Consider the following 19,244-nt stretch of genomic DNA (forward strand, 5'->3'; position numbering starts at 1 on the left):
GAAACCCTCTTCGCTTAATTCATCCAGCCCTTGACCCAATCCATCACCGACTCCGCGTCAGCAGGCAAACTGCCACCGCACGCGGCGCCGGGTGGTGGCTCGCTGCCGCGAATATACGGCATCTGTACCGCACCCGGACAGTTGGCGTCAGAGCCCTGCCCCGTGTGCGGATCAATCCAGGCCTGCACGATGTTGTCCGGCTGCGGCATGTTCAACGGCAGCGGGTCGGCCTTGCGCATGAAACTGGTCCAGACCTGCAACGCACCTGTCGCGCCGGTGAACGGAGTCTTGCCGTTATCATCACGGCCCATCCACACCACCGCCAGCACATCCTGGCCGAAACCGGCGAACCAGCTGTCGCGCGAATCGTTACTGGTGCCGGTCTTGCCCGCCAGTGTCAGGTTCGACGGCAGCACCCTATAGACCGAGGCGCCCGTACCTTCACGCATCACGCGCTGCATGGCGTTCTGGATCAGGTAGATGGAGCCTGCATCGAAACGCTGCTGGATCTGGAACGGATAACGCTTGAGCGGCTCGCCTTCGGCAGTCAGCACGCTCCGAATCCCACGCATCGGCGTATTGAAACCGCCGTTGGCCAGGGTCTGGTACATCGTCGCGACTTCCATCGGCGTCATCGCACCGGCACCCAACAGGATCGACGGGAAGGCCGGGAACTCACGGGTAATGCCCAGGCGTGCGAGGGTTTTCAACACGTTCGGCACGCCCACTTCAAGCCCAAGGCGTGAAGTGGAGATGTTGTAGGAGTGCGCCAGGCCCTGGTACAGGAAAACCGTGCCGTGGGAACGGCGGTCGAAGTTTTGCGGCGTCCACACCTGGCCATCCCCGCCTTTGACCGACAGCGGATCATCCGACAACCAACTGGTCAGCGTGTATTTGCTCGGCTTCTCCAGCGCGGTCAGGTAAACCGCCGGCTTGACCAGCGAGCCGATCGGTCGCACCGCATCCAGCGCGCGGTTGAACCCGGCAAAGCTGGCCAGGCGACTGCCAACCAGGGCCTGGACCTCGCCGGTCTCCGGGTTGGTCACGACCATGGCCGCTTCAACTTCGTCGGCGCCTTTGCGGCCGGTCATGCGCTTGAAGGTGTCATTTACCGACGCCTCGGCCTTCATCTGCAGGATCGGGTCGAAACTGGTGAAGATACGCAGGCCCTCTTCGGTCAAGTCTTCGTCGCGATAGTCTTCACGCAACTGGCGCTTGACCAGGTCGATAAAGCCCGGGAACGAACTGTCAGCCAACTTGCCGCGCGTGGTCACGCCCAGCGGCATCTTCTTCGCCGCAGCCACTTGTTCTGCAGTGGCAACGCCCTGCTGCTCAAGCACATCAAGCACCAGGTTACGACGCTCCAGCGCACGCTCCGGGTTGCGACGCGGGTTGTAGTAGGACGGGCCCTTGACCATCCCCACCAGCAAAGCGACCTGATGCAGCTTCAGCTCGGACAGCGGCTGGCCAAAGAAGAACTGGCTGGCCAGACCGAAACCATGCACCGCGCGCTGACCATCCTGGCCGACGAACACCTCATTGAGGTACGCCTCGAGGATTTCCTGCTTGCTGTAATGCACTTCCAGCAGCATCGCCATCATGGCTTCGGTGAGCTTACGGGTCAGGCTGCGCTCGTTGGTCAGGTAGAAGTTCTTCACCAACTGTTGCGTCAGCGTACTGCCGCCCTGGGTCATCTTGCCGCCGGAGGTGTTCACCCAGATGGCACGGGCAATCGACTTCGGCGAGACGCCCCAGTGGCTGTAGAAATCGCGGTCTTCTACGGCGACCAGGGTTTCGAGCAGGTACGGCGGCACCTGGTCGAGCTTGATCAGGATGCGATCTTCAAGGTTCTTCGGATAAATCCCGCCGATCATCAGCGGTTCCAGACGCACTACCGGCAGCTTCGAACCGTTGAGGGAAGACAACTCGGCCACATAGTCGCCGGAGAAACGCACGCGCACCGGCTGGGCTTTTTCCAGACCTTCATAGAACTGGAAGCCACGGGTGTTCAGGTCGACGGTATTGCCGCTGACGGCAGCGGCGCCCGGGCCGTTGCTCACGGGCTCACGGCGATAGCCCAAGGCATCAAGCTCGGTGAGGAAGTCATCCTTGCTCAGCTTCTGGCCATTGAACAATTCCAATGGACGCGCATACACCTTGGCCGGGATGGTCCAGCGCTTGCCGGAGAACTTCTCCTGCACCACGGCATCGAGATACACGGCGAAGCCGGCGAGGACCACAAGGCCCACCAGGCTGAGCTTGAGCGCCCAGCCCAGCCAAGGGCGCAGGCCACGGGAAGGAGGTTTTTTACGGGAACGGGGAGATCGGGTTCGAGTCATGGCGGCGGATTATACGCACTTTATTGATGATCAACATGAGCCGGACAGCGGTTTGCACGGCAGACATCAGCAGCCATAATGCCCGCCATGATTTCCCCCAGTCTTTGAAGGATCGCCCGTGAGCCAGTCCCTGATCGCAGCCCTGCAAAACCCGGCTTTGTACCCTCATCCGGTTGAAGAATTCCAAGTGATCGAGACCCACATTTCCTGGGTCATACTCACTGGGCCCTACGCTTATAAACTGAAGAAACCGATGAACTTCGGCTTTCTGGACTTCACGGCCCTGGATGATCGCGGCCATTTCTGCCGGGAAGAGCTGCGCCTCAACGAGCGCCTGACCAAGGATTTGTATCTTGAGGTGCTGCCGATCACTGGCACCGCCGAAGCCCCACAACTGGGCGGTGAAGGCCCGGTCATCGAGTACGCGCTGAAAATGCGCCAGTTCCCGCAAAGCCAACTGCTCAGCACCTTGCAAGCCAACGGCGAACTGACCAGCGCGCACATCGATGAGATGGCCAAACAGATCGCACAGTTCCACCTGACGGCACCGAAAGTTGCGCAAGACCACCCGGCCGGCACTCCGGACGAGGTGATGGCACCAGTGCGCCAGAACTTCGACCAGATCCGTCCCTTCCTCAGCGACAAGGCCGACCTGATTCAACTCGACGCGTTGCAAGCCTGGGCCGAAAGCAGCTTCGAACGCCTCAAGCCACTGTTCATCCAGCGCAAGCAGGACGGCTTCACCCGTGAATGCCACGGCGACATCCACCTGGGCAACGCCACCTTGATCGACGGCCAGGTGGTGATCTTCGACTGCATCGAGTTCAACGAGCCGTTCCGTTTCACCGACGTGTACGCGGATACCGGTTTCCTCGCGATGGACCTGGAAGACCGTGGCCTCAAATCCCTGGCACGGCGTTTTATCAGCCAATACCTGGAACTGACCGGCGACTACCAGGGCCTCGAAGTGCTGAACTTCTATAAAGCCTACCGTGCCCTGGTACGCGCCAAGATCGCGCTGTTCAGCATGCCGGGCGACGCCAGCCCGGTGCAACGCGCCAGCAGCCTGCGCCAGTACCGCAACTACGCCAACCTGGCAGAAAGCTACAGCACCATTCCTTCGCGGTTCCTGGCAATTACCCACGGCGTTTCCGCGGTGGGCAAAAGCCAGGTGGCCATGCGCCTGGTAGAGGCACTGGGTGCCGTGCGCCTGCGCTCGGATGTGGAACGCAAACGCCTGTTCGGCGAGCAGCAGGTCGAGAACACACCCAAGGCCGGTATCTACGCAGCCGATGCAAGCGCTGCCACCTACGCGCGCTTGAATGAAATCGCCGATATCGTGCTGCGCGCCGGTTTCCCGGTAGTGCTGGATGCCACGTTCCTCAAGCGCACACAACGCGACGCCGCCGCCAAGGTTGCCGAAGCCACCGGCGCACCGTTCCTGATCCTGGACTGCAACGCACCACAAGCCGTTATCGAGAGCTGGTTGGCACAACGTCAGGCCGACAAAAACGATCCGTCCGACGCAACACTGGCCATTATCGAAGAGCAACAGGCCAACCGCGAACCACTGAGCGCCGAGGAACTGCTCCTGAGCAAACGCGTCGAAACCAATGAAAGCGGGACACTGGACGCTTTGGTCGCGCACATCCGTCAGCGCCTGCCTGGGCTGTAAGAAAAATTTCTTGGCCGTGTCACCGACTTTCGGCGCACGGCCAAGCAATAGTGGCACTATAATGGCGTCATAAAACTAACAGGAGTTGCCATCATGAGTCAGCCGAAGCTTCTTGATACACCGCTCTACTCGCTCCTGCATAAAGACGATATTCGCGGCTTCAACCTGGAGCGCCCAAAAGGCGGCACGATCGACATGCGCGGTGGCGACTTCCGAGGGCTGGATTTACGCGAACTGGAAGCCGCGGGCGTGGACTTCACCGACGCCTATTTCCGCTCGGCCGATTTACGCGGCCTGGATCTGCGCGAGTGCTCGCTCGAAGGCGCCAGCCTGGCCCATGCACAGATCTCCGGTACTTACTTCCCGCCCGAACTGACCGCCGACGAGATCCTCATGTCGGTCAATTTCGGTACACGCCTGCGTTATCGCACCAAGTAATTCCCTGCCGTAAAGCCCCGGACACATTCAGTGCTCCGGGGTGCTCCATCCCTGCCCTGCAAAAAATCCCCGCACCATTCTTATAAGCTTTTAGGCCGTTTCAGGCCAAAGAACTACGCTTTTCCTACTGAGCGCTACACTCCTTTTCAGGCTTGCCTGGTCACGATACCCACCGCACCATTCGGCCGTCGCAAGGAGGCTTGATGAACGATGAGCTGCAACACCTGAAAAACCTCGGCAAGACGTCAGCACAATGGCTGCATGCGGTGGGCATCCACAGTGCGTCCGACCTGCGACGCCTGGGCGCGGTCGACGCCTACCGAGCTGTACGGACTCGCGGGTTCCGCGCATCGAAAGTCTTGCTGTATGCAATTGAAGGGGCGTTGATGGATGTTCACTGGAATGACATTCCAGCCGAGCGCAAGGAAGCGTTGAACCGTCAATTGGATGCTATCTCGGCGCGCCAGAAGAATTAGCGCGACGGTCAGAGCCAGGGTTGACGGGGGTTACGAACGAGCGTTTGAGAAAAGCACGAATGCATGCAAAAACAAATGTTGACTCTCAAATGAGAATCGTTATGATTATCACAACTGGTCGCGAGATCAGCCGATAACTGAAAGACCATTGGTTCGGACTCTCAGATTATCTCCTCATCAGGCTAATCACGGTTATTTGACCCGGCTCTTGCCGGGTCTTTTTTTGCCTGCGCAAAAGTGCGTTTCAGCGCGCAATGATCAGCGGATGCCCCCGTTCCGGATGCGGCTGTACCAACACATCCAAACCGAACACTGCCTTGAGCGGCTCCGGCTGCATCACCTGTGCTGGCGTATCCAGGGCATGGGGACGCCCCGCCTCCAGCAGCAAGATCCGGTCACAGTAACGCGCCGCCAGATTCAGGTCGTGAAGAATCACCAACACTGCCGCGCCGCGATCGGCGAAGGTGCGGATAGCCTGCAAGGTCGTATGTTGATGCAAGGGGTCGAGCATCGATGTCGGCTCATCCAGCAACAATGTCTGCCCAGCCTCCCCCGGCCACAGCTGCGCCAGGACTCGCGCCAGGTGCACGCGTTGACGCTCGCCGCCGGACAAGGCGAGATAACTGCGACCGCTCAAATGCCCGACATCCGCCGCCAGCAGGGCCGCTGCGATGATTTCATCATCGCGCATCCGCCCGGTCTGATGGGGCAAGCGGCCCATGCCCACGACTTCTTCGACGCGAAAGGCAAACTCCAGGGACGAAGACTGCGGCAACACCGCCAAACGTTGCGCGCGCTGCGAACCACTCCACTCGCTCAGCGGGCGCTGATCCAACCATACGCCGCCCTGATCCGGCAGCAACTCACCGCACAACGCACCGAGCAACGTGCTTTTGCCCGCGCCATTGGGGCCCAGCACACCGAGTACTTCACCCGGCAGCAGCTCCAGGGTGACATCCGCCAGCACGGTTTTGCGGCCGCGACGGATCTGCAGGTCTTCCACACGCAGCATCAGGCACGCCCCCGCAACAACAGGTAGAGAAAAAATGGCGCGCCGATAAACGCAGTCACAATACCGATGGGCAACTCCGCCGGCGCCAAAGCCAGCCTGGCCACCAAGTCGGCAAACAGCAACAAACTCGCCCCCGCCAGCACCGACGCCGGCAGCAACACCCGATGATCCGGCCCCGCCAGCAATCGCACCAGATGCGGCACCACCAAGCCGACAAATCCGATCATCCCCGCCGCCGCCACGGCTGCGCCCACACCGAGGGCCGTACAGAACACCAACTCGCGCTTGAGCCGCTCAACATCAACCCCGAGATGGCTGGCCTCGGACTCGCCCAGCAGCAGCGCATTCAAGGCCTTGGCCCGACGCGGCAGCCACAACGCGACAGCGGCACTCACCAGCAGCAACGGCCACAGCCGCGAATAGCTGGCGCCATTGAGGCTGCCCAGGTTCCAGAAGGTCAGGGTGCGCAAGGTGGCGTCGTCCGCCAGATAAGTAAACAGCCCCACCGCCGAACCCGCGAGCGCCGTAAGAGCGATGCCGGCCAGCAGCATTGTCGCGACGTTCGTCTGCCCGTTATGCCGCCCCAGCCGATACACCAGTGCGGTGACCCCCAAGCCACCGAGAAACGCACACAATGACAACAAATAAGGGCCGAACGCTTGCGGCAAACCGCCAAAAAAAGCGCCGCCGACAATCGCAATCGCCGCCCCCAACGCCGCGCCGCTCGACACCCCGACCAGCCCCGGGTCCGCCAGCGGATTGCGAAACAGGCCCTGCATCGCCACGCCCGACAACGCGAGCACCCCGCCCACCGCCAGCCCCAGCAACGTACGCGGCAAACGGATCTGCCCCAGGATCAGCTCCGCCTGCTCCAGCCCTTGGGCCTCGACAGGGGCGCCCATCAAGCGCAAAGCCGCGCGGAGCGTATCCAACAACGGCAGGCTGACCGGCCCCAGGGCCAATGAGAGCCAAATCGCCAACACACACAACAGCGCCAGCCCGATAAACAGCGTCTTGGGTTTAACCAGAGTGGTCATGGGGCAGGCTTGGCCTGGGACGGATAAAACCCGGCGGACAATTGCTTGAGGCTTTGCGGCAAGCGCGGCCCAAGCCCACCGACCAAGAGCGTGGGGTCCAGCTCAAACACCCGTCCCCCTTTAGCCGCCGGGGTTGCAGCCAGGATCGGGTTCTCCCTGAACAGGGCCGCCCGCGCCGCATCACCGCTCAGGGCGCGATCAGAGAACACCAGCACATCAGGGCTCAAGCCAGCCAGCGACTCTACCGAAAACGGCTTGTAACCACTGTGGGTCGCCAGGTTGCGTCCACCGGCCTGCTGCAACACCCAGTCCGCCGCCGTATCCTTGCCGGCAATCAGCGGCTTGCCACCCGAATGGCCGAGCAACAGCAATACACCCGGGGCCTTTTGCGTGGCTTGGGCCTTGGTCAACCAGTTCTTCTGCTGATCCAGAGCCTGCTCATATCCGCTAAACAACTCATTGGCCTTGGCTTCATCACCCAGCAACTTGCCCAAGTGCTGGAGGGTGCCCTTCAGCGTCGGCAGATCCGGCTGGGCCGAGAACATCTCCACCTGCACGCCCGCGCTGCGGATCTGCGCCAGCACCGGCGGCGGCCCCATCTCCTCGGTGCCCACCAGAATCTGTGGACGCAGGCTCAGGATGCCCTCCGCCGACAGTTGTCGTTGATAACCAATACTCGGCAAGGCCTTGAGTGAGGCCGGATGCTGGCTTGTGGTGTCCACCCCCACCAGCTTCGACTCGCCCCCCAGGGCCGTCACCCACTCCGAAAGCGCCCCACCGGCACTGACCCAGCGTTGTGGCCGTTCAGAGGCGTGTGCCCCGAGGTTGAACAGCAGTCCGACAACAAGCGCAATAGCGCTGGCACTCAAGCGCATAACAGGGTTTCCTTCCAAAGGCGGGCCTTACGGGCACTCATCGATGTGACAGATAATCCCTGCCGGGCATCGTACTGGGCGCCCAGTCAGCTGACGGGCGAAGCCTGCATTTGATAATTGTTTGCATTTGAACGTCAAGGCACTTAAGGACTGAAATGAAGTTTCTCTGCCCCTCCGACACCCTCGCCCCCGACAGCAGCCGCGGTTTTGAAATCGATGGCTGCAAACTGTTGGTGGTGCGCCGTGACGGCGTTGCCTACTTCTACATCAATCGCTGCCCTCATCGCGGCATCCCGCTGGAATGGCAGCCGGACCAGTTCCTTGACACCAGCGCCAGCCTGATCAAGTGCGCCACCCACGGCGCCTTGTTCCTGATCGAAAGTGGCGAGTGCATCTACGGCCCGTGCGCCGGCCAAAGCCTCACCGCCCTGCCCGGCCGTGAAGACGCACAGGGCTTGTGGGTGGAACTCTAGTCGAGCAGTACGTCCAGGCGACGCTCTACGCATACTTCCTGCGGCGTGACCCGTACGCCATACGCCAACACTTGTACACCGGCAGCCTTGGCCTCACGCAATGCCGCCGCGTAAGCGGGATCAATTTCCACGGCCGGGCGCACCGCCTCAATCCCCGAGAGGTTGACGCAATACAACTGCACCGCCCGTACCCCTTCGCGGGCCAAGTGCGCCAACTCGCGCAGATGCTTGGCTCCGCGCTGCGTTACCGCGTCCGGGAACGCCGCGACCGCACTGCCATCGAAGCCCAGGGTGACACTTTTGACTTCCACATAAGCCACACCGTCGGGGTATTCCAGGCGAAAATCGATGCGGCTTTTCTCCTGGCCGTACGGCACTTCACGCTTGAGTGCGGTGAAGCCATTGAGCTCAGCGATCACCCCGGCGTGCAACGCCTCCTCGACCAACTGATTGGCGCGTGCCGTATTGACGCAGGCCAGGCGGCCCTGGGGTGTCTCGGCGATTTCCCAGGTGCCGGGCAGCTTGCGCTTGGGGTCATTGGAACGACTGAACCACACCTGCCCGCCTTCCACCATGCAGTTGAGCATCGAGCCAGTGTTCGGGCAGTGAATAGTCAGCAACTCGCCGCCAACGGTTTCGATATCGGTGAGAAAGCGCTTGTAACGACGGATCAGCCGCGCTTCTTCGAGGGGAGGATTAAAACGCATCAGCCTTGCCAGCTCCGCAACCCATGGGCGATCCGATCCACCGCCTCTTGTAGCCGCTCAAGGTTTTGCGTGTAGGCAAAACGCACATGATGGCTGGCCTGATGGCGACCGAAATCCAGCCCCGGCGTAAACGCCACATGTTCGGTTTCAAGGAAGTGTCGACAGAACGCGAAGGCATCACCACCGAACGCGCTGATATCGGCATACAAATAGAACGCCCCCTCCGGCTCAACCGCAATGCCAAAACCCAGTTCACGCAGGGCCGGCAGCAGGAAGTCGCGACGACGGCCGAATTCGGCGCGGCGCTCCTCGAGGATGCTCAGGGTGTCCGGGGTGAAACACGCGAGCGCGGCATGCTGGGCCATGCTGGGTGCGCTGATGTAGAGGTTCTGCGCGAGTTTCTCCAACTCCCCGACTGCAGCCGGTGGTGCTACCAGCCAACCCAGGCGCCAGCCGGTCATGCCGAAATACTTCGAAAAACTATTCAGGACGAAGGCGTCATCGTCCACTTCGAGCACGCTGGCGGCATCGGTGCCGTAGGTGAGGCCGTGGTAAATCTCGTCCACCACCAAGTGACCGTGACGCGCCTTGATTGCCGTCGACAAGCCAGCCAGTTCGTCGCGCGTGAGAATGGTGCCGGTCGGGTTGGCAGGGGAAGCGACCAGCGCGCCCACACTGTCCTGGTCCCAATGCCTGGCCACCAGCTCGGCGGTCAGTTGGTAGCGCACGTCCGGGCCCACCGGCACCAACTGCGCCGCGCCCTCCACCAGCCGCAGGAAGTGGCGGTTGCACGGGTAGCCAGGGTCGGCCAGCAACCAGTGCTTGCCCGGATCCACCAACAAGCTGCTGGCCAACAACAATGCACCTGAGCCCCCAGGCGTGATCAGGATGCGCTCCGGGTCGATATTCAAGCCGTAACGTTGCTGGTAGAAACCGCTGATCGCTTCGCGCAACTCAGGTAGGCCGCGGGCTGCGGTGTAACGGGTCTTGCCATTGGCCAGCGCCGCCTGGCCGGCACGGATAATCGGCTCGGCGGTGGTGAAGTCCGGCTCGCCGATTTCCAGGTGGATCACGTCATGCCCGGCGGCCTGCAGCTCATTGGCACGTGCCAGTAACGCCATGACATGAAAAGGTTCGATGGCGCGACTGCGCGCACTGTAGGGCTGGACCATTAGCCTTCCTTAACGGTGAGGACAAAATCCGGATTCTACCGAACCCACGCGGTAAAACATGTTCTATTGCCTGCCCGGCTATCCGCGCAGGCCGGGCAAGCGCCTGCAAAACGACTAAAATCAAGATTCGAGACAGTGCATGCCCAGCTACGACGGGCCGCCGCAGTTTGCGACGCCTTCGCCACGGCCTCGACAACCGGGAGTGGCGCACCCCGAATCTATCTGGTAAGTTCGCCCGCTTGCAGCCGCAGGGCCGGCAGGTGTCGGTGATGTTGCAATCCTGCGCAATGGATTAGAAGAGTGAGAGGCGGTCTATTCATGTCCACCCAAGCAAAGCAACAGCAGACTCAAGGCCTCAGCGGCTTCGAACCCTATGTGGAAAAGAAGGGCGAAGAGTACATGGGCGAGCCCATGCGCGAGCACTTCACCAAGATCCTGAACAAGTGGAAACAGGACTTGATGCAGGAGGTCGACCGTACCGTTGACCACATGAAGGACGAAGCAGCCAACTTCCCCGACCCGGCAGACCGTGCCAGCCAGGAAGAAGAGTTCGCCCTCGAACTGCGCGCCCGTGATCGCGAGCGCAAGTTGATCAAGAAGATCGACAAGACACTGCAAATGATCAAAGACGAAGAATACGGCTGGTGCGAGTCCTGCGGCATCGAGATCGGTATTCGCCGCCTCGAGGCCCGTCCTACCGCAGACATGTGCGTGGACTGCAAGAACCTTGCGGAAATCAAGGAAAAGCAGGTCGGCAAGTAATCCTTGCGAGCTGAACGAATGGGGCGTGCAAACGCCCCATTTTTGTTTCTGGCGTTTACCGTTTTTCCAGTAGTATCCGGCCCATGACAGCCTCTACCTATATCGGGCGCTTCGCCCCCACGCCCAGCGGCCATTTGCACTTTGGCTCCCTGGTCGCAGCCCTCGCCTCCTACCTCGACGCCCGCGCCAATCAAGGCCGCTGGCTCATGCGTATGGAAGACCTCGACCCTCCCCGTGAAGAGCCCGGCGCCCAGGCAGCCATCCTGCATGCGCTGGAAAGCTACGGCTTCGAATGGGACGGCGAACTGGTCCGACAAAGCGAGCGGCATGACGCCTACGCCAAAGTGTTGAACGATATGTTCAACCATGGCCTGGCCTACGCCTGCACGTGCTCGCGCAAACAGCTGGAGCCCTACAACGGGATCTATCCCGGCCTGTGTCGCAACGCCGGTCACGATCAGCAAGATGCCGCAATCCGTTTGCGTGTGCCGGAACTGGAGTATCACTTTACCGACCGGGTTCAGGGCGAATTCCGACAGCACCTGGGCCGCGATGTCGGCGACTTCATCATCCGTCGCCGCGATGGCCTGTACGCCTATCAACTGGCCGTGGTCCTCGACGACGCCTGGCAAGGTGTTACCGATATTGTCCGCGGTGCCGACCTGCTCGACTCCACGCCACGCCAGTTGTATCTGCAAGAACTGCTGGGCCTGCGCCAACCGCGCTACCTGCACGTACCGCTGATCGTCCAGCCGGACGGTAACAAACTGGGCAAGTCCTACCGCTCCCCACCGCTGACGCCAGACCAGGCCACGCCTTTGCTACTGCGGGCACTGCGCGCCCTCGGCCAGCAACCCGGCGACGAGCTGTTGCACGCCAGCCCACGGGAACTGCTTGATTGGGGCATCCAGCACTGGGATGCGGCACAGATCCCCCGCACACTCACGCTGGCCGAAGCGCAATTGAGCTGAAGGCGCTTGCAGCTTGCCCACCATCCGTTACCATCGCCGCAGTTTTCTAATCAGAGGCCAACATGTACATCTATCGATTGGTCCTGCTGCTGGTCGTCGGGATCTACCTGTTTTCTCCCGCCATCATGGATTGGTGGATCGACGCCACGGGCGCCTGGTATCGCCCGTATCTGCTGTGGCTGATCCTGATCGTCGTGACTTTCATCCTGCAGAGCCAAAAAGATGCCGATGAGCTTTAGTCTCACCCAGATGCTACTGGTCAGCGCCGCCTACCTGGCCGCGCTGTTCGGGGTGGCCTGGATCAGTGAGCGCGGAATGATTCCGCGGGCGATCATTCGCCATCCGTTGACCTACACCTTGTCCCTCGGCGTCTATGCCAGCGCCTGGGCGTTCTACGGTACGGTGGGCCTGGCCTATCAGTACGGTTATGGTTTTCTTTCCAGCTATCTCGGCGTGTCCGGCGCGTTTCTGCTGGCACCGGTGTTGCTGTACCCGATCCTGAAAATTACCCGCACCTACCAGCTGTCGTCCCTGGCCGACCTGTTCGCCTTCCGCTTTCGCAGCACCTGGGCTGGCGCGCTGACTACGATTTTCATGTTGATCGGCGTGCTGCCGCTGCTGGCCCTGCAGATCCAGGCGGTGGCTGATTCCATCAGCATTCTCACCCGCGAGCCCGTGCAGCATCGCGTCGCCCTGGCGTTCTGCGCACTGATCACACTGTTCACGATCTTCTTCGGTTCGCGCCATATCGCCACCCGCGAGAAGCACGAAGGCCTGGTGTTTGCGATTGCCTTTGAATCGGTGATCAAGCTGATCGCCATCGGCGGCGTCGGCCTGTATGCGCTCTACGGCGTGTTCGACGGCCCGCAACAGTTGGAACTGTGGCTGCTGCAAAACCAGACCGCCCTCGCGGCCCTGCACACACCTTTGCAGGAAGGCCCGTGGCGCACGTTATTGCTGGTGTTCTTTGCCTCGGCGATCGTGATGCCGCACATGTACCACATGACCTTCACTGAAAACCTCAACCCCCGCTCGCTGGTCAGTGCCAGTTGGGGCTTGCCGCTGTTCCTGTTGCTGATGAGCCTGGCGGTGCCGCTGATCCTATGGGCCGGCCTCAAGCTGGGCGCGACCACCAACCCTGAATATTTCACCCTTGGTATCGGCATTGCGGCCAATAGTCCGGCCTTGGCGATGTTGGCGTATGTCGGCGGTTTATCGGCGGCCAGCGGGCTGATCATCGTCACCACGCTGGCGCTCTCGGGCATGGCGCTCAACCACTTGGTGCTGCCGCTGTACCAGCCGCCGGCCGAAGGCAATATCTACCGCTGGCTGAAGTGGACGCGCCGTGCATTGATCGTCGCGATCATCATGGCCGGCTACGGCTTCTACCTGCTGCTCGGCGCCGGGCAGGACCTGGCCAACCTGGGCATCGTCGCGTTTGTCGCCACCTTGCAGTTCCTGCCGGGGGTGTTGTCGGTGCTGTACTGGCCGACAGCCAATCGCCGCGGTTTCATCGCCGGGCTGCTGGCCGGGATCCTGGTCTGGACGGTGACCATGCTGCTGCCGCTGGTCGGCAACTTGCAGGGCTTCTACATCCCGCTGCTGAACATGATCTACGTGCTCGACGATACCAGTTGGCACATGGCGGCGATTGCGTCCCTGGCCGCCAACGTCCTGATGTTCACCCTGATCTCGCTGTTCACCAATGCCAGTCCCGAGGAAACCAGCGCCGCCGAAGCCTGCGCGGTGGACAACGTGCGCCGCCCGCAACGGCGCGAACTGCACGCGGCCTCACCCCAGGAATTCGCCACGCAACTGGCGAAGCCACTGGGCGCCAAGGCCGCGCAAAAGGAAGTCGAGCAGGCCCTGCGCGATCTCTACCTGCCGTTCGACGAACGTCGCCCGTACGCGCTGCGCCGTCTGCGTGATCGCATCGAGGCCAACCTGTCCGGCCTGATGGGTCCCAGCGTGTCCCAGGACATGGTGGAAACCTTTCTGCCCTACAAGGCGGGCGGCGAAAACTACGTCACCGAAGACATCCATTTCATCGAAAGCCGGCTGGAGGACTACCACTCGCGCCTCACGGGCCTTGCCGCCGAACTCGACGCCTTGCGCCGTTACCACCGCCAGACGCTGCAGGAACTGCCGATGGGCGTCTGCTCCCTGGCCAAGGATCAAGAGATCCTGATGTGGAACAAGGCCATGGAAGAACTCACCGGCATCGCTGCGCAACGGGTCGTCGGCTCGCGCCTCAATACCCTGGGCGAGCCGTGGAGAGAGTTGCTGCAAGGTTTCATCAACCTGCCCGACGAGCACTTGCACAAACAGCACTTGGCCCTCGACGGCCAGACCCGCTGGCTGAACCTGCACAAAGCCGCCATCGACGAGCCCCTGGCGCCGGGCAACAGCGGCCTGGTGTTGCTAGTGGAAGATTTGACCGAAACCCAGATGCTCGAAGACAAGCTGGTGCACTCCGAGCGGTTGGCCAGTATTGGTCGCCTGGCAGCCGGTGTGGCCCACGAGATTGGCAATCCGATCACCGGTATCGCGTGCCTGGCGCAGAACCTGCGCGAAGAGCGCGAAGAGGACGGTGAAATCACCGAGATCAGCGGGCAGATCCTCGAACAGACCAAGCGCGTATCACGCATCGTGCAGTCGCTGATGAGCTTTGCCCACGCCGGCGCCCATCAAAACCAGGACGAAGCGGTGTGCCTGGCCGAAGTGGCGCAGGACGCCATCGGGCTGCTGGCCTTGAACCGACGAAATTTCGAAGTACAGTTTTTCAACTTGTGCGACCCGGACCATTGGGTCGATGGCGACTCACAGCGTCTGGCCCAAGTGCTGATCAACCTGTTGTCCAATGCCCGTGACGCGACCCCGGCCGGTGGTGCGGTACGCGTCAAGACCGAGGCTTTCGAGCATACGGTCGACCTGATCGTCGAGGACGAAGGCAGCGGCATTCCACAGAACATCATGGACCGATTGTTCGAACCCTTCTTCACCACCAAGGACCCGGGTGAAGGCACCGGTCTGGGCCTTGCACTGGTCTATTCCATCGTTGAAGAGCATTATGGACAAATCACCATCGACAGCCCGGCTGACACCGAAAGCCAACGCGGCACCCGTATTCGGGTGACCTTGCCGCGTCATGTCGAAGCGACGTCCGCTGTGAACTGAGACCGTCGAGAGAATTGAATCAATGCCGCACATTTTGATCGTCGAAGACGAAACCATTATCCGCTCTGCCTTGCGTCGCCTGCTTGAACGTAATCAGTACCAGGTCAGCGAAGCTGGCTCGGTACAGGAAGCCCAGGAGCGGTTCAGCATTCCCACGTTCGACCTGATTGTCAGCGACCTGCGCTTGCCGGGCGCACCTGGCACCGAGTTGATCAAGCTTGGCCAAGGCACCCCGGTGCTGATCATGACCAGCTACGCCAGCCTGCGCTCGGCGGTAGACTCCATGAAGATGGGCGCGGTGGACTACATCGCCAAGCCTTTCGACCATGATGAAATGCTCCAGGCCGTGGCCCGTATCCTGCGCGACCGTCAGTCGGCCAGCAGTACCCCTGCCGAGCCGCGTCCAGCCGGCAAAGCGGCCGACAAGCCAGGTGTCGACAACAGCAATGGCGAGATCGGCATCATCGGTTCCTGCCCGCCGATGCAGGACCTGTACGGCAAGATCCGCAAGGTCGCGCCTACCGATTCCAATGTACTGATCCAGGGCGAGTCGGGCACTGGTAAAGAGTTGGTGGCCCGTGCCCTGCACAACCTGTCCAAGCGCGCCAAGGCACCGATGATTTCGGTGAACTGCGCGGCAATCCCGGAATCCCTGATCGAGTCCGAACTGTTCGGCCACGAAAAAGGCGCCTTCACCGGCGCCAGCGCCGGGCGTGCGGGCCTGGTGGAAGCGGCGGACGGCGGCACCTTGTTCCTCGACGAAATCGGCGAACTACCATTGGAAGCGCAGGCACGTTTGCTGCGTGTACTGCAGGAAGGCGAGATTCGCCGCGTCGGTTCGGTGCAATCGCAGAAGGTCGACGTGCGCCTGATCGCCGCGACTCACCGGGATCTCAAGAGCCTGGCCAAGATCGGCCAGTTCCGTGAAGACTTGTATTACCGCCTGCACGTGATTGCCCTCAAGCTGCCGGCCCTGCGCGAGCGTGGCGCCGACGTCAACGAGATCGCCAACGCGTTCCTGCAACGCCAGAGTGCACGCATCAACCGTACCGACCTCAAGTTCGCCCCGGATGCCGAGCAGGCGATCCGGCATTACTCGTGGCCGGGCAACGTGCGGGAACTGGAGAACGCGGTGGAGCGTGCGGTGATTCTGTCGGAGAGCCCGGAAATTTCCGCCGAGCTGCTGGGTATCGATATAGAGCTCAGCGACCTGGAAGACGACGACTTCATCGGCCTGGCCCCACAACAGGGCGGCGCCAACGCTACCAGCCATGAGCCGACAGAAGACTTGTCACTGGAGGACTACTTCCAGCACTTCGTCCTCGAGCATCAGGACCACATGACCGAAACCGAACTGGCACGCAAGCTGGGCGTGAGCCGCAAGTGCCTGTGGGAACGTCGCCAGCGCCTGGGCATCCCACGGCGCAAGACCGGGGTGGCCAGCGAAAGCTGAGGGTGTGACCCCACAGGTAACACCCTCAGATGTGAAAAAACTGTTACCGATGATTTTCACGTAACAAAAGCCGGGGCTTACGGTAACGAAGCCCCGGCTTTTTTTTGCCCGCCAAAAGCCCAAAAACCGCTCAACCCCCCGTTTTTATTGGGCGGTGCAAAAGTTGGCACGCACCCTGCTATATGCTTAGTACAAAAACAATAACAAGCTTTGTACAAGACAATAAAAATAAGACGAATCGACTCACGCATAACAAAAACAACACGGCGGAGGCGCAGCTAACTGATTCTTTTGGAGAGGCGTTGCATTTGGGGCTTGCCCCGCAACCAGGCCGAGAACAACAAAAACTGCCCTAAGGCAGAGCCTGAACTGGTTGGATCGTAGATCAGCAACACAGCGACCAAAGCAATCCGTTTGCTCTTGACTCCCGATTGGGAGTGTCATGAAGGTGAAGCTTCATGGCGAGGGCGATCAACAAAAACAAGAAGCCCGCAATCAATAATAAAAATAGAGCACGCAACTACTTCTGGGGGAGCTTCGGCTCCCCTTGTAGTTTCCGGAATTTGACCACCAAAGGCTTATGGCGCAATGCCTGTAGCTTGTTCCTACACCATCCCCTGACTAAATGCTAGAATCCCCGCCCATCATGCGGTCATTCTTCGTTATGGCCGAACATTCCTTCAAACAGTGCATCCCATGCTGAAGAAGTTGTTCCAGTCATTCCGTTCCCCCTTGCGTCGTACGCAACACAAACGCAGCACGCCTGAAGTGCTCAATAGCAGCCAGCATTCGCTGCAACGCGCTCAATTCAGCCGTTATGCGGTGAATATCGTCGAACGCTTGCAGAACGCTGGCTACCAGGCTTACCTGGTCGGCGGCTGTGTGCGCGACATGTTGCTCAACATCACGCCCAAGGATTTCGACGTCGCCACCAGCGCCACGCCTGAACAAGTGCGCGCCGAGTTCCGCAATGCGCGCATCATCGGCCGTCGCTTCAAGCTGGTGCACATCCACTTTGGTCGCGAGATCATCGAGGTCGCGACCTTCCGCGCCGGCCACCCGCAAAACGATGAAGAGGAAGACACCAACCAGTCTTCCCGCAACGAAAGCGGACGCATCCTGCGCGATAACGTCTATGGCAGCCTGGAAGAAGACGCGCAACGTCGCGACTTCACCATCAACGCCCTCTATTACGACCCGGTCAGCGAGCGCATCCTCGATTACGCCAACGGCGTACACGACATTCGCAACAACCTGATCCGCCTGATCGGCGACCCGACGCAGCGCTACCAGGAAGACCCGGTGCGCATGCTGCGGGCGGTGCGGTTTGCCGCCAAGCTGAACTTCGGTATCGAGAAACACACCGCCGCGCCGATTCGCGAGCTGGCACCGATGCTGCGGGAAATCCCTTCGGCGCGCCTGTTCGAAGAAGTGCTCAAGCTGTTCCTCTCGGGCCACGCCGCCGATACCTTCGAAATGCTCGTCGACCTGCAGTTGTTCGACCCCCTGTTCCCGGCCAGCGCCGAGGCGTTGGAGTACAACCCGACGTACACCCACACGCTGATCAGCGAGGCATTGATCAACACCGACCTGCGCATCAAGCAGAACAAACCGGTGACCCCGGCTTTCCTGTTTGCTGCCTTGCTGTGGCCTGCCCTGCCGAAACGCGTCCTGCGCCTGCAAGAGCGCGGCATGCCGCCGATTCCGGCCATGCAGGAAGCGGCTCACGAGCTGATTGCCGAGCAGTGCCAGCGCATTGCCATTCCCAAACGTTTCACCATGCCGATCCGCGAGATCTGGGACATGCAGGAGCGCCTGCCGCGCCGCAGCGGCAAACGCGCCGACCTGCTGCTCGACAACCCGCGCTTCCGTGCCGGCTACGACTTCCTGCTGCTGCGCGAAAGCGCCGGCGAACAGACCGACGGCCTGGGCGAATGGTGGACCGATTATCAGGACGCCAATGACAGCGAGCGCCGCGACATGATCCGCGACCTCGGCAGCAAAGGCGATGGCGCCAGCGAAGGGCCCAAGAAACGCCGACGCAGCGGCAGCAAGCGCAAACGCAGCGCGGCCGACGCCTCGGGCGAATAAACCGTGGAACGTATCTACATCGGGTTGGGCAGCAACCTGGCTGCCCCGGACCAGCAATTGCGCAGCGCCATCGAGGCGCTGGCGTTATTGCCCTGCACCACGCTCGTCGGCGTGTCCGCCTTCTATCAAAGCGATTCCTTGCTCCCGGGCCAACCGCGCTACACCAACGCGGTGGCCGCGCTGGACAGCGACCTCGCGCCGCTGGCCCTGCTGGATGCGCTGCAGGCCATCGAAAACGACCAGGGCCGCGAGCGCCTTGAGCGTTGGGGCCCACGCACGCTGGACCTGGACATCCTGCTGTTTGGCGATCGCCTGATCGACGAACCGCGCCTCAAGGTGCCGCACTACCAGATGCACCTGCGGCCCTTCGTGCTGTACCCGCTGGCCGAACTGGCGCCGAGCACCCTGCAGTTATCCGACGGCCGGCAACTCAGTGACCTGTTGGCTGCGTGCCCATTCGTCGGACTGGAACGCATCCTTCCAGACTGACTCGATCAATGTGGGCGCTTCGGCACTGTAAAAACGGCTGATCCCTGCTGAATCGCATCAGTAACAGCGGTAACACCGTCATCGTAACAATGCGGTA

At 61.1% G+C, this 19,244-nt stretch carries 17 protein-coding genes; 11 read left to right on the forward strand and 6 right to left on the reverse strand.

From position 1 onward, the window contains the following. Positions 1–14: 14 nt before the first annotated feature. The gene (mrcB, locus tag PSH81_RS22830) at positions 15–2,339 is read right to left on the reverse strand and encodes a penicillin-binding protein 1B (protein ID WP_305391526.1); all 2,325 of its coding nucleotides are present in this window, start codon (positions 2,337–2,339) and stop codon (positions 15–17) included. A gap of 118 nt (positions 2,340–2,457) precedes the next feature. Here mrcB and PSH81_RS22835 point away from each other — a divergent pair, with 118 nt between their 5' ends. The 3 genes from PSH81_RS22835 to PSH81_RS22845 all read left to right on the forward strand — a co-directional run bounded on the left by PSH81_RS22835 (position 2,458) and on the right by PSH81_RS22845 (position 4,928). Next, positions 2,458–4,014, forward strand: coding sequence for a bifunctional aminoglycoside phosphotransferase/ATP-binding protein (locus PSH81_RS22835; protein ID WP_305391527.1), 1,557 nt, complete (start codon positions 2,458–2,460; stop codon positions 4,012–4,014). Positions 4,015–4,107: 93 nt separating this feature from the next. Further along, complete coding sequence (locus PSH81_RS22840; protein ID WP_192298896.1) at positions 4,108–4,452, forward strand: pentapeptide repeat-containing protein; 345 nt, start codon at positions 4,108–4,110, stop codon at positions 4,450–4,452. A gap of 203 nt (positions 4,453–4,655) precedes the next feature. Further along, the gene (locus tag PSH81_RS22845; protein WP_010562703.1) at positions 4,656–4,928 is read left to right on the forward strand and encodes a TfoX/Sxy family protein; all 273 of its coding nucleotides are present in this window, start codon (positions 4,656–4,658) and stop codon (positions 4,926–4,928) included. Positions 4,929–5,172: 244 nt separating this feature from the next. Here the strand turns inward: PSH81_RS22845 and PSH81_RS22850 are convergent, their stop codons facing one another. Genes PSH81_RS22850 through PSH81_RS22860 form a run of 3 tightly spaced genes read right to left on the reverse strand, consistent with a single transcriptional unit; the run spans position 5,173 to position 7,852 of the window. After that, positions 5,173–5,940 carry a heme ABC transporter ATP-binding protein gene (locus tag PSH81_RS22850; protein ID WP_305391528.1) on the reverse strand — a complete coding sequence of 256 codons (768 nt, stop codon included), beginning with the start codon at positions 5,938–5,940 and terminating at the stop codon, positions 5,173–5,175. Further along, positions 5,940–6,923 carry an iron ABC transporter permease gene (locus PSH81_RS22855; protein WP_305392801.1) on the reverse strand — a complete coding sequence of 328 codons (984 nt, stop codon included), beginning with the start codon at positions 6,921–6,923 and terminating at the stop codon, positions 5,940–5,942. The genes PSH81_RS22850 and PSH81_RS22855 overlap by 1 nt, the downstream gene beginning before the upstream one ends. A 50-nt stretch (positions 6,924–6,973) precedes the next feature. After that, positions 6,974–7,852 carry a hemin ABC transporter substrate-binding protein gene (locus tag PSH81_RS22860; protein ID WP_305391529.1) on the reverse strand — a complete coding sequence of 293 codons (879 nt, stop codon included), beginning with the start codon at positions 7,850–7,852 and terminating at the stop codon, positions 6,974–6,976. A 155-nt stretch (positions 7,853–8,007) separates the two neighbouring features. Here PSH81_RS22860 and PSH81_RS22865 point away from each other — a divergent pair, with 155 nt between their 5' ends. Further along, positions 8,008–8,325, forward strand: a complete 318-nt coding sequence (locus PSH81_RS22865) for a Rieske 2Fe-2S domain-containing protein (RefSeq protein ID WP_305391530.1) — start codon at positions 8,008–8,010, stop codon at positions 8,323–8,325. Here the strand turns inward: PSH81_RS22865 and sfsA are convergent. Together sfsA and PSH81_RS22875 are read right to left on the reverse strand one after the other, a co-directional pair. Then, positions 8,322–9,032 (reverse strand): DNA/RNA nuclease SfsA, encoded by a 711-nt coding sequence (gene sfsA, locus PSH81_RS22870; protein WP_305391531.1) that lies wholly within the window; start codon positions 9,030–9,032, stop codon positions 8,322–8,324. The genes PSH81_RS22865 and sfsA overlap by 4 nt on opposite strands. Next, positions 9,032–10,204, reverse strand: coding sequence for a pyridoxal phosphate-dependent aminotransferase (locus PSH81_RS22875; RefSeq protein WP_226455718.1), 1,173 nt, complete (start codon positions 10,202–10,204; stop codon positions 9,032–9,034). Before PSH81_RS22875 ends, sfsA begins: the two co-directional genes overlap by 1 nt. 318 nt (positions 10,205–10,522) lie before the next feature. Between PSH81_RS22875 and dksA the strand changes: the two genes are divergently transcribed. From dksA to folK, 7 genes are all read left to right on the forward strand, one after another. Further along, the gene (gene dksA / locus PSH81_RS22880) at positions 10,523–10,966 is read left to right on the forward strand and encodes an RNA polymerase-binding protein DksA (RefSeq protein WP_192298902.1); all 444 of its coding nucleotides are present in this window, start codon (positions 10,523–10,525) and stop codon (positions 10,964–10,966) included. Positions 10,967–11,049: 83 nt separating this feature from the next. Next, positions 11,050–11,937 (forward strand): tRNA glutamyl-Q(34) synthetase GluQRS, encoded by an 888-nt coding sequence (gene gluQRS / locus PSH81_RS22885; protein WP_305391532.1) that lies wholly within the window; start codon positions 11,050–11,052, stop codon positions 11,935–11,937. 62 nt (positions 11,938–11,999) lie between these two features. Next, entirely contained in the window at positions 12,000–12,176 is a 177-nt protein-coding gene (locus PSH81_RS22890) for a hypothetical protein (protein ID WP_003176118.1), read from the forward strand. Next, positions 12,160–15,114, forward strand: coding sequence for a sensor histidine kinase (locus PSH81_RS22895; RefSeq protein WP_192298904.1), 2,955 nt, complete (start codon positions 12,160–12,162; stop codon positions 15,112–15,114). Before PSH81_RS22890 ends, PSH81_RS22895 begins: the two co-directional genes overlap by 17 nt. A gap of 22 nt (positions 15,115–15,136) precedes the next feature. After that, a complete protein-coding gene (locus tag PSH81_RS22900) occupies positions 15,137–16,567 on the forward strand; it encodes a sigma-54 dependent transcriptional regulator (RefSeq protein ID WP_192298905.1) in 1,431 nt (476 codons plus the stop codon). Between the two features lie 696 nt (positions 16,568–17,263). After that, entirely contained in the window at positions 17,264–18,658 is a 1,395-nt protein-coding gene (locus tag PSH81_RS22905) for a polynucleotide adenylyltransferase PcnB (protein WP_192298906.1), read from the forward strand. Positions 18,659–18,661: 3 nt separating this feature from the next. Beyond that, positions 18,662–19,147 carry a 2-amino-4-hydroxy-6-hydroxymethyldihydropteridine diphosphokinase gene (folK, locus tag PSH81_RS22910; protein ID WP_305391533.1) on the forward strand — a complete coding sequence of 162 codons (486 nt, stop codon included), beginning with the start codon at positions 18,662–18,664 and terminating at the stop codon, positions 19,145–19,147. Positions 19,148–19,244: the final 97 nt, after the last annotated feature.

The organism is Pseudomonas sp. FP2335, from assembly GCF_030687535.1.
GTDB lineage: Bacteria > Pseudomonadota > Gammaproteobacteria > Pseudomonadales > Pseudomonadaceae > Aquipseudomonas.

What these genes read in the sequence shown, in the direction of transcription:
- mrcB (WP_305391526.1), bottom strand. Translation starts at nt 2,339, where the DNA reads ATGACTCGAACCCGATCTCCCCGTTCCCGTAAAAAACCTCCTTCCCGT.
- PSH81_RS22840 (WP_192298896.1), top strand. Translation starts at nt 4,108, where the DNA reads ATGAGTCAGCCGAAGCTTCTTGATACACCGCTCTACTCGCTCCTGCAT.
- PSH81_RS22845 (WP_010562703.1), top strand. Translation starts at nt 4,656, where the DNA reads ATGAACGATGAGCTGCAACACCTGAAAAACCTCGGCAAGACGTCAGCA.
- PSH81_RS22850 (WP_305391528.1), bottom strand. Translation starts at nt 5,940, where the DNA reads ATGCTGCGTGTGGAAGACCTGCAGATCCGTCGCGGCCGCAAAACCGTG.
- PSH81_RS22860 (WP_305391529.1), bottom strand. Translation starts at nt 7,852, where the DNA reads ATGCGCTTGAGTGCCAGCGCTATTGCGCTTGTTGTCGGACTGCTGTTC.
- PSH81_RS22865 (WP_305391530.1), top strand. Translation starts at nt 8,008, where the DNA reads ATGAAGTTTCTCTGCCCCTCCGACACCCTCGCCCCCGACAGCAGCCGC.
- sfsA (WP_305391531.1), bottom strand. Translation starts at nt 9,032, where the DNA reads ATGCGTTTTAATCCTCCCCTCGAAGAAGCGCGGCTGATCCGTCGTTAC.
- PSH81_RS22875 (WP_226455718.1), bottom strand. Translation starts at nt 10,204, where the DNA reads ATGGTCCAGCCCTACAGTGCGCGCAGTCGCGCCATCGAACCTTTTCAT.
- dksA (WP_192298902.1), top strand. Translation starts at nt 10,523, where the DNA reads ATGTCCACCCAAGCAAAGCAACAGCAGACTCAAGGCCTCAGCGGCTTC.
- gluQRS (WP_305391532.1), top strand. Translation starts at nt 11,050, where the DNA reads ATGACAGCCTCTACCTATATCGGGCGCTTCGCCCCCACGCCCAGCGGC.
- PSH81_RS22890 (WP_003176118.1), top strand. Translation starts at nt 12,000, where the DNA reads ATGTACATCTATCGATTGGTCCTGCTGCTGGTCGTCGGGATCTACCTG.
- PSH81_RS22895 (WP_192298904.1), top strand. Translation starts at nt 12,160, where the DNA reads ATGCCGATGAGCTTTAGTCTCACCCAGATGCTACTGGTCAGCGCCGCC.
- PSH81_RS22900 (WP_192298905.1), top strand. Translation starts at nt 15,137, where the DNA reads ATGCCGCACATTTTGATCGTCGAAGACGAAACCATTATCCGCTCTGCC.
- PSH81_RS22905 (WP_192298906.1), top strand. Translation starts at nt 17,264, where the DNA reads ATGCTGAAGAAGTTGTTCCAGTCATTCCGTTCCCCCTTGCGTCGTACG.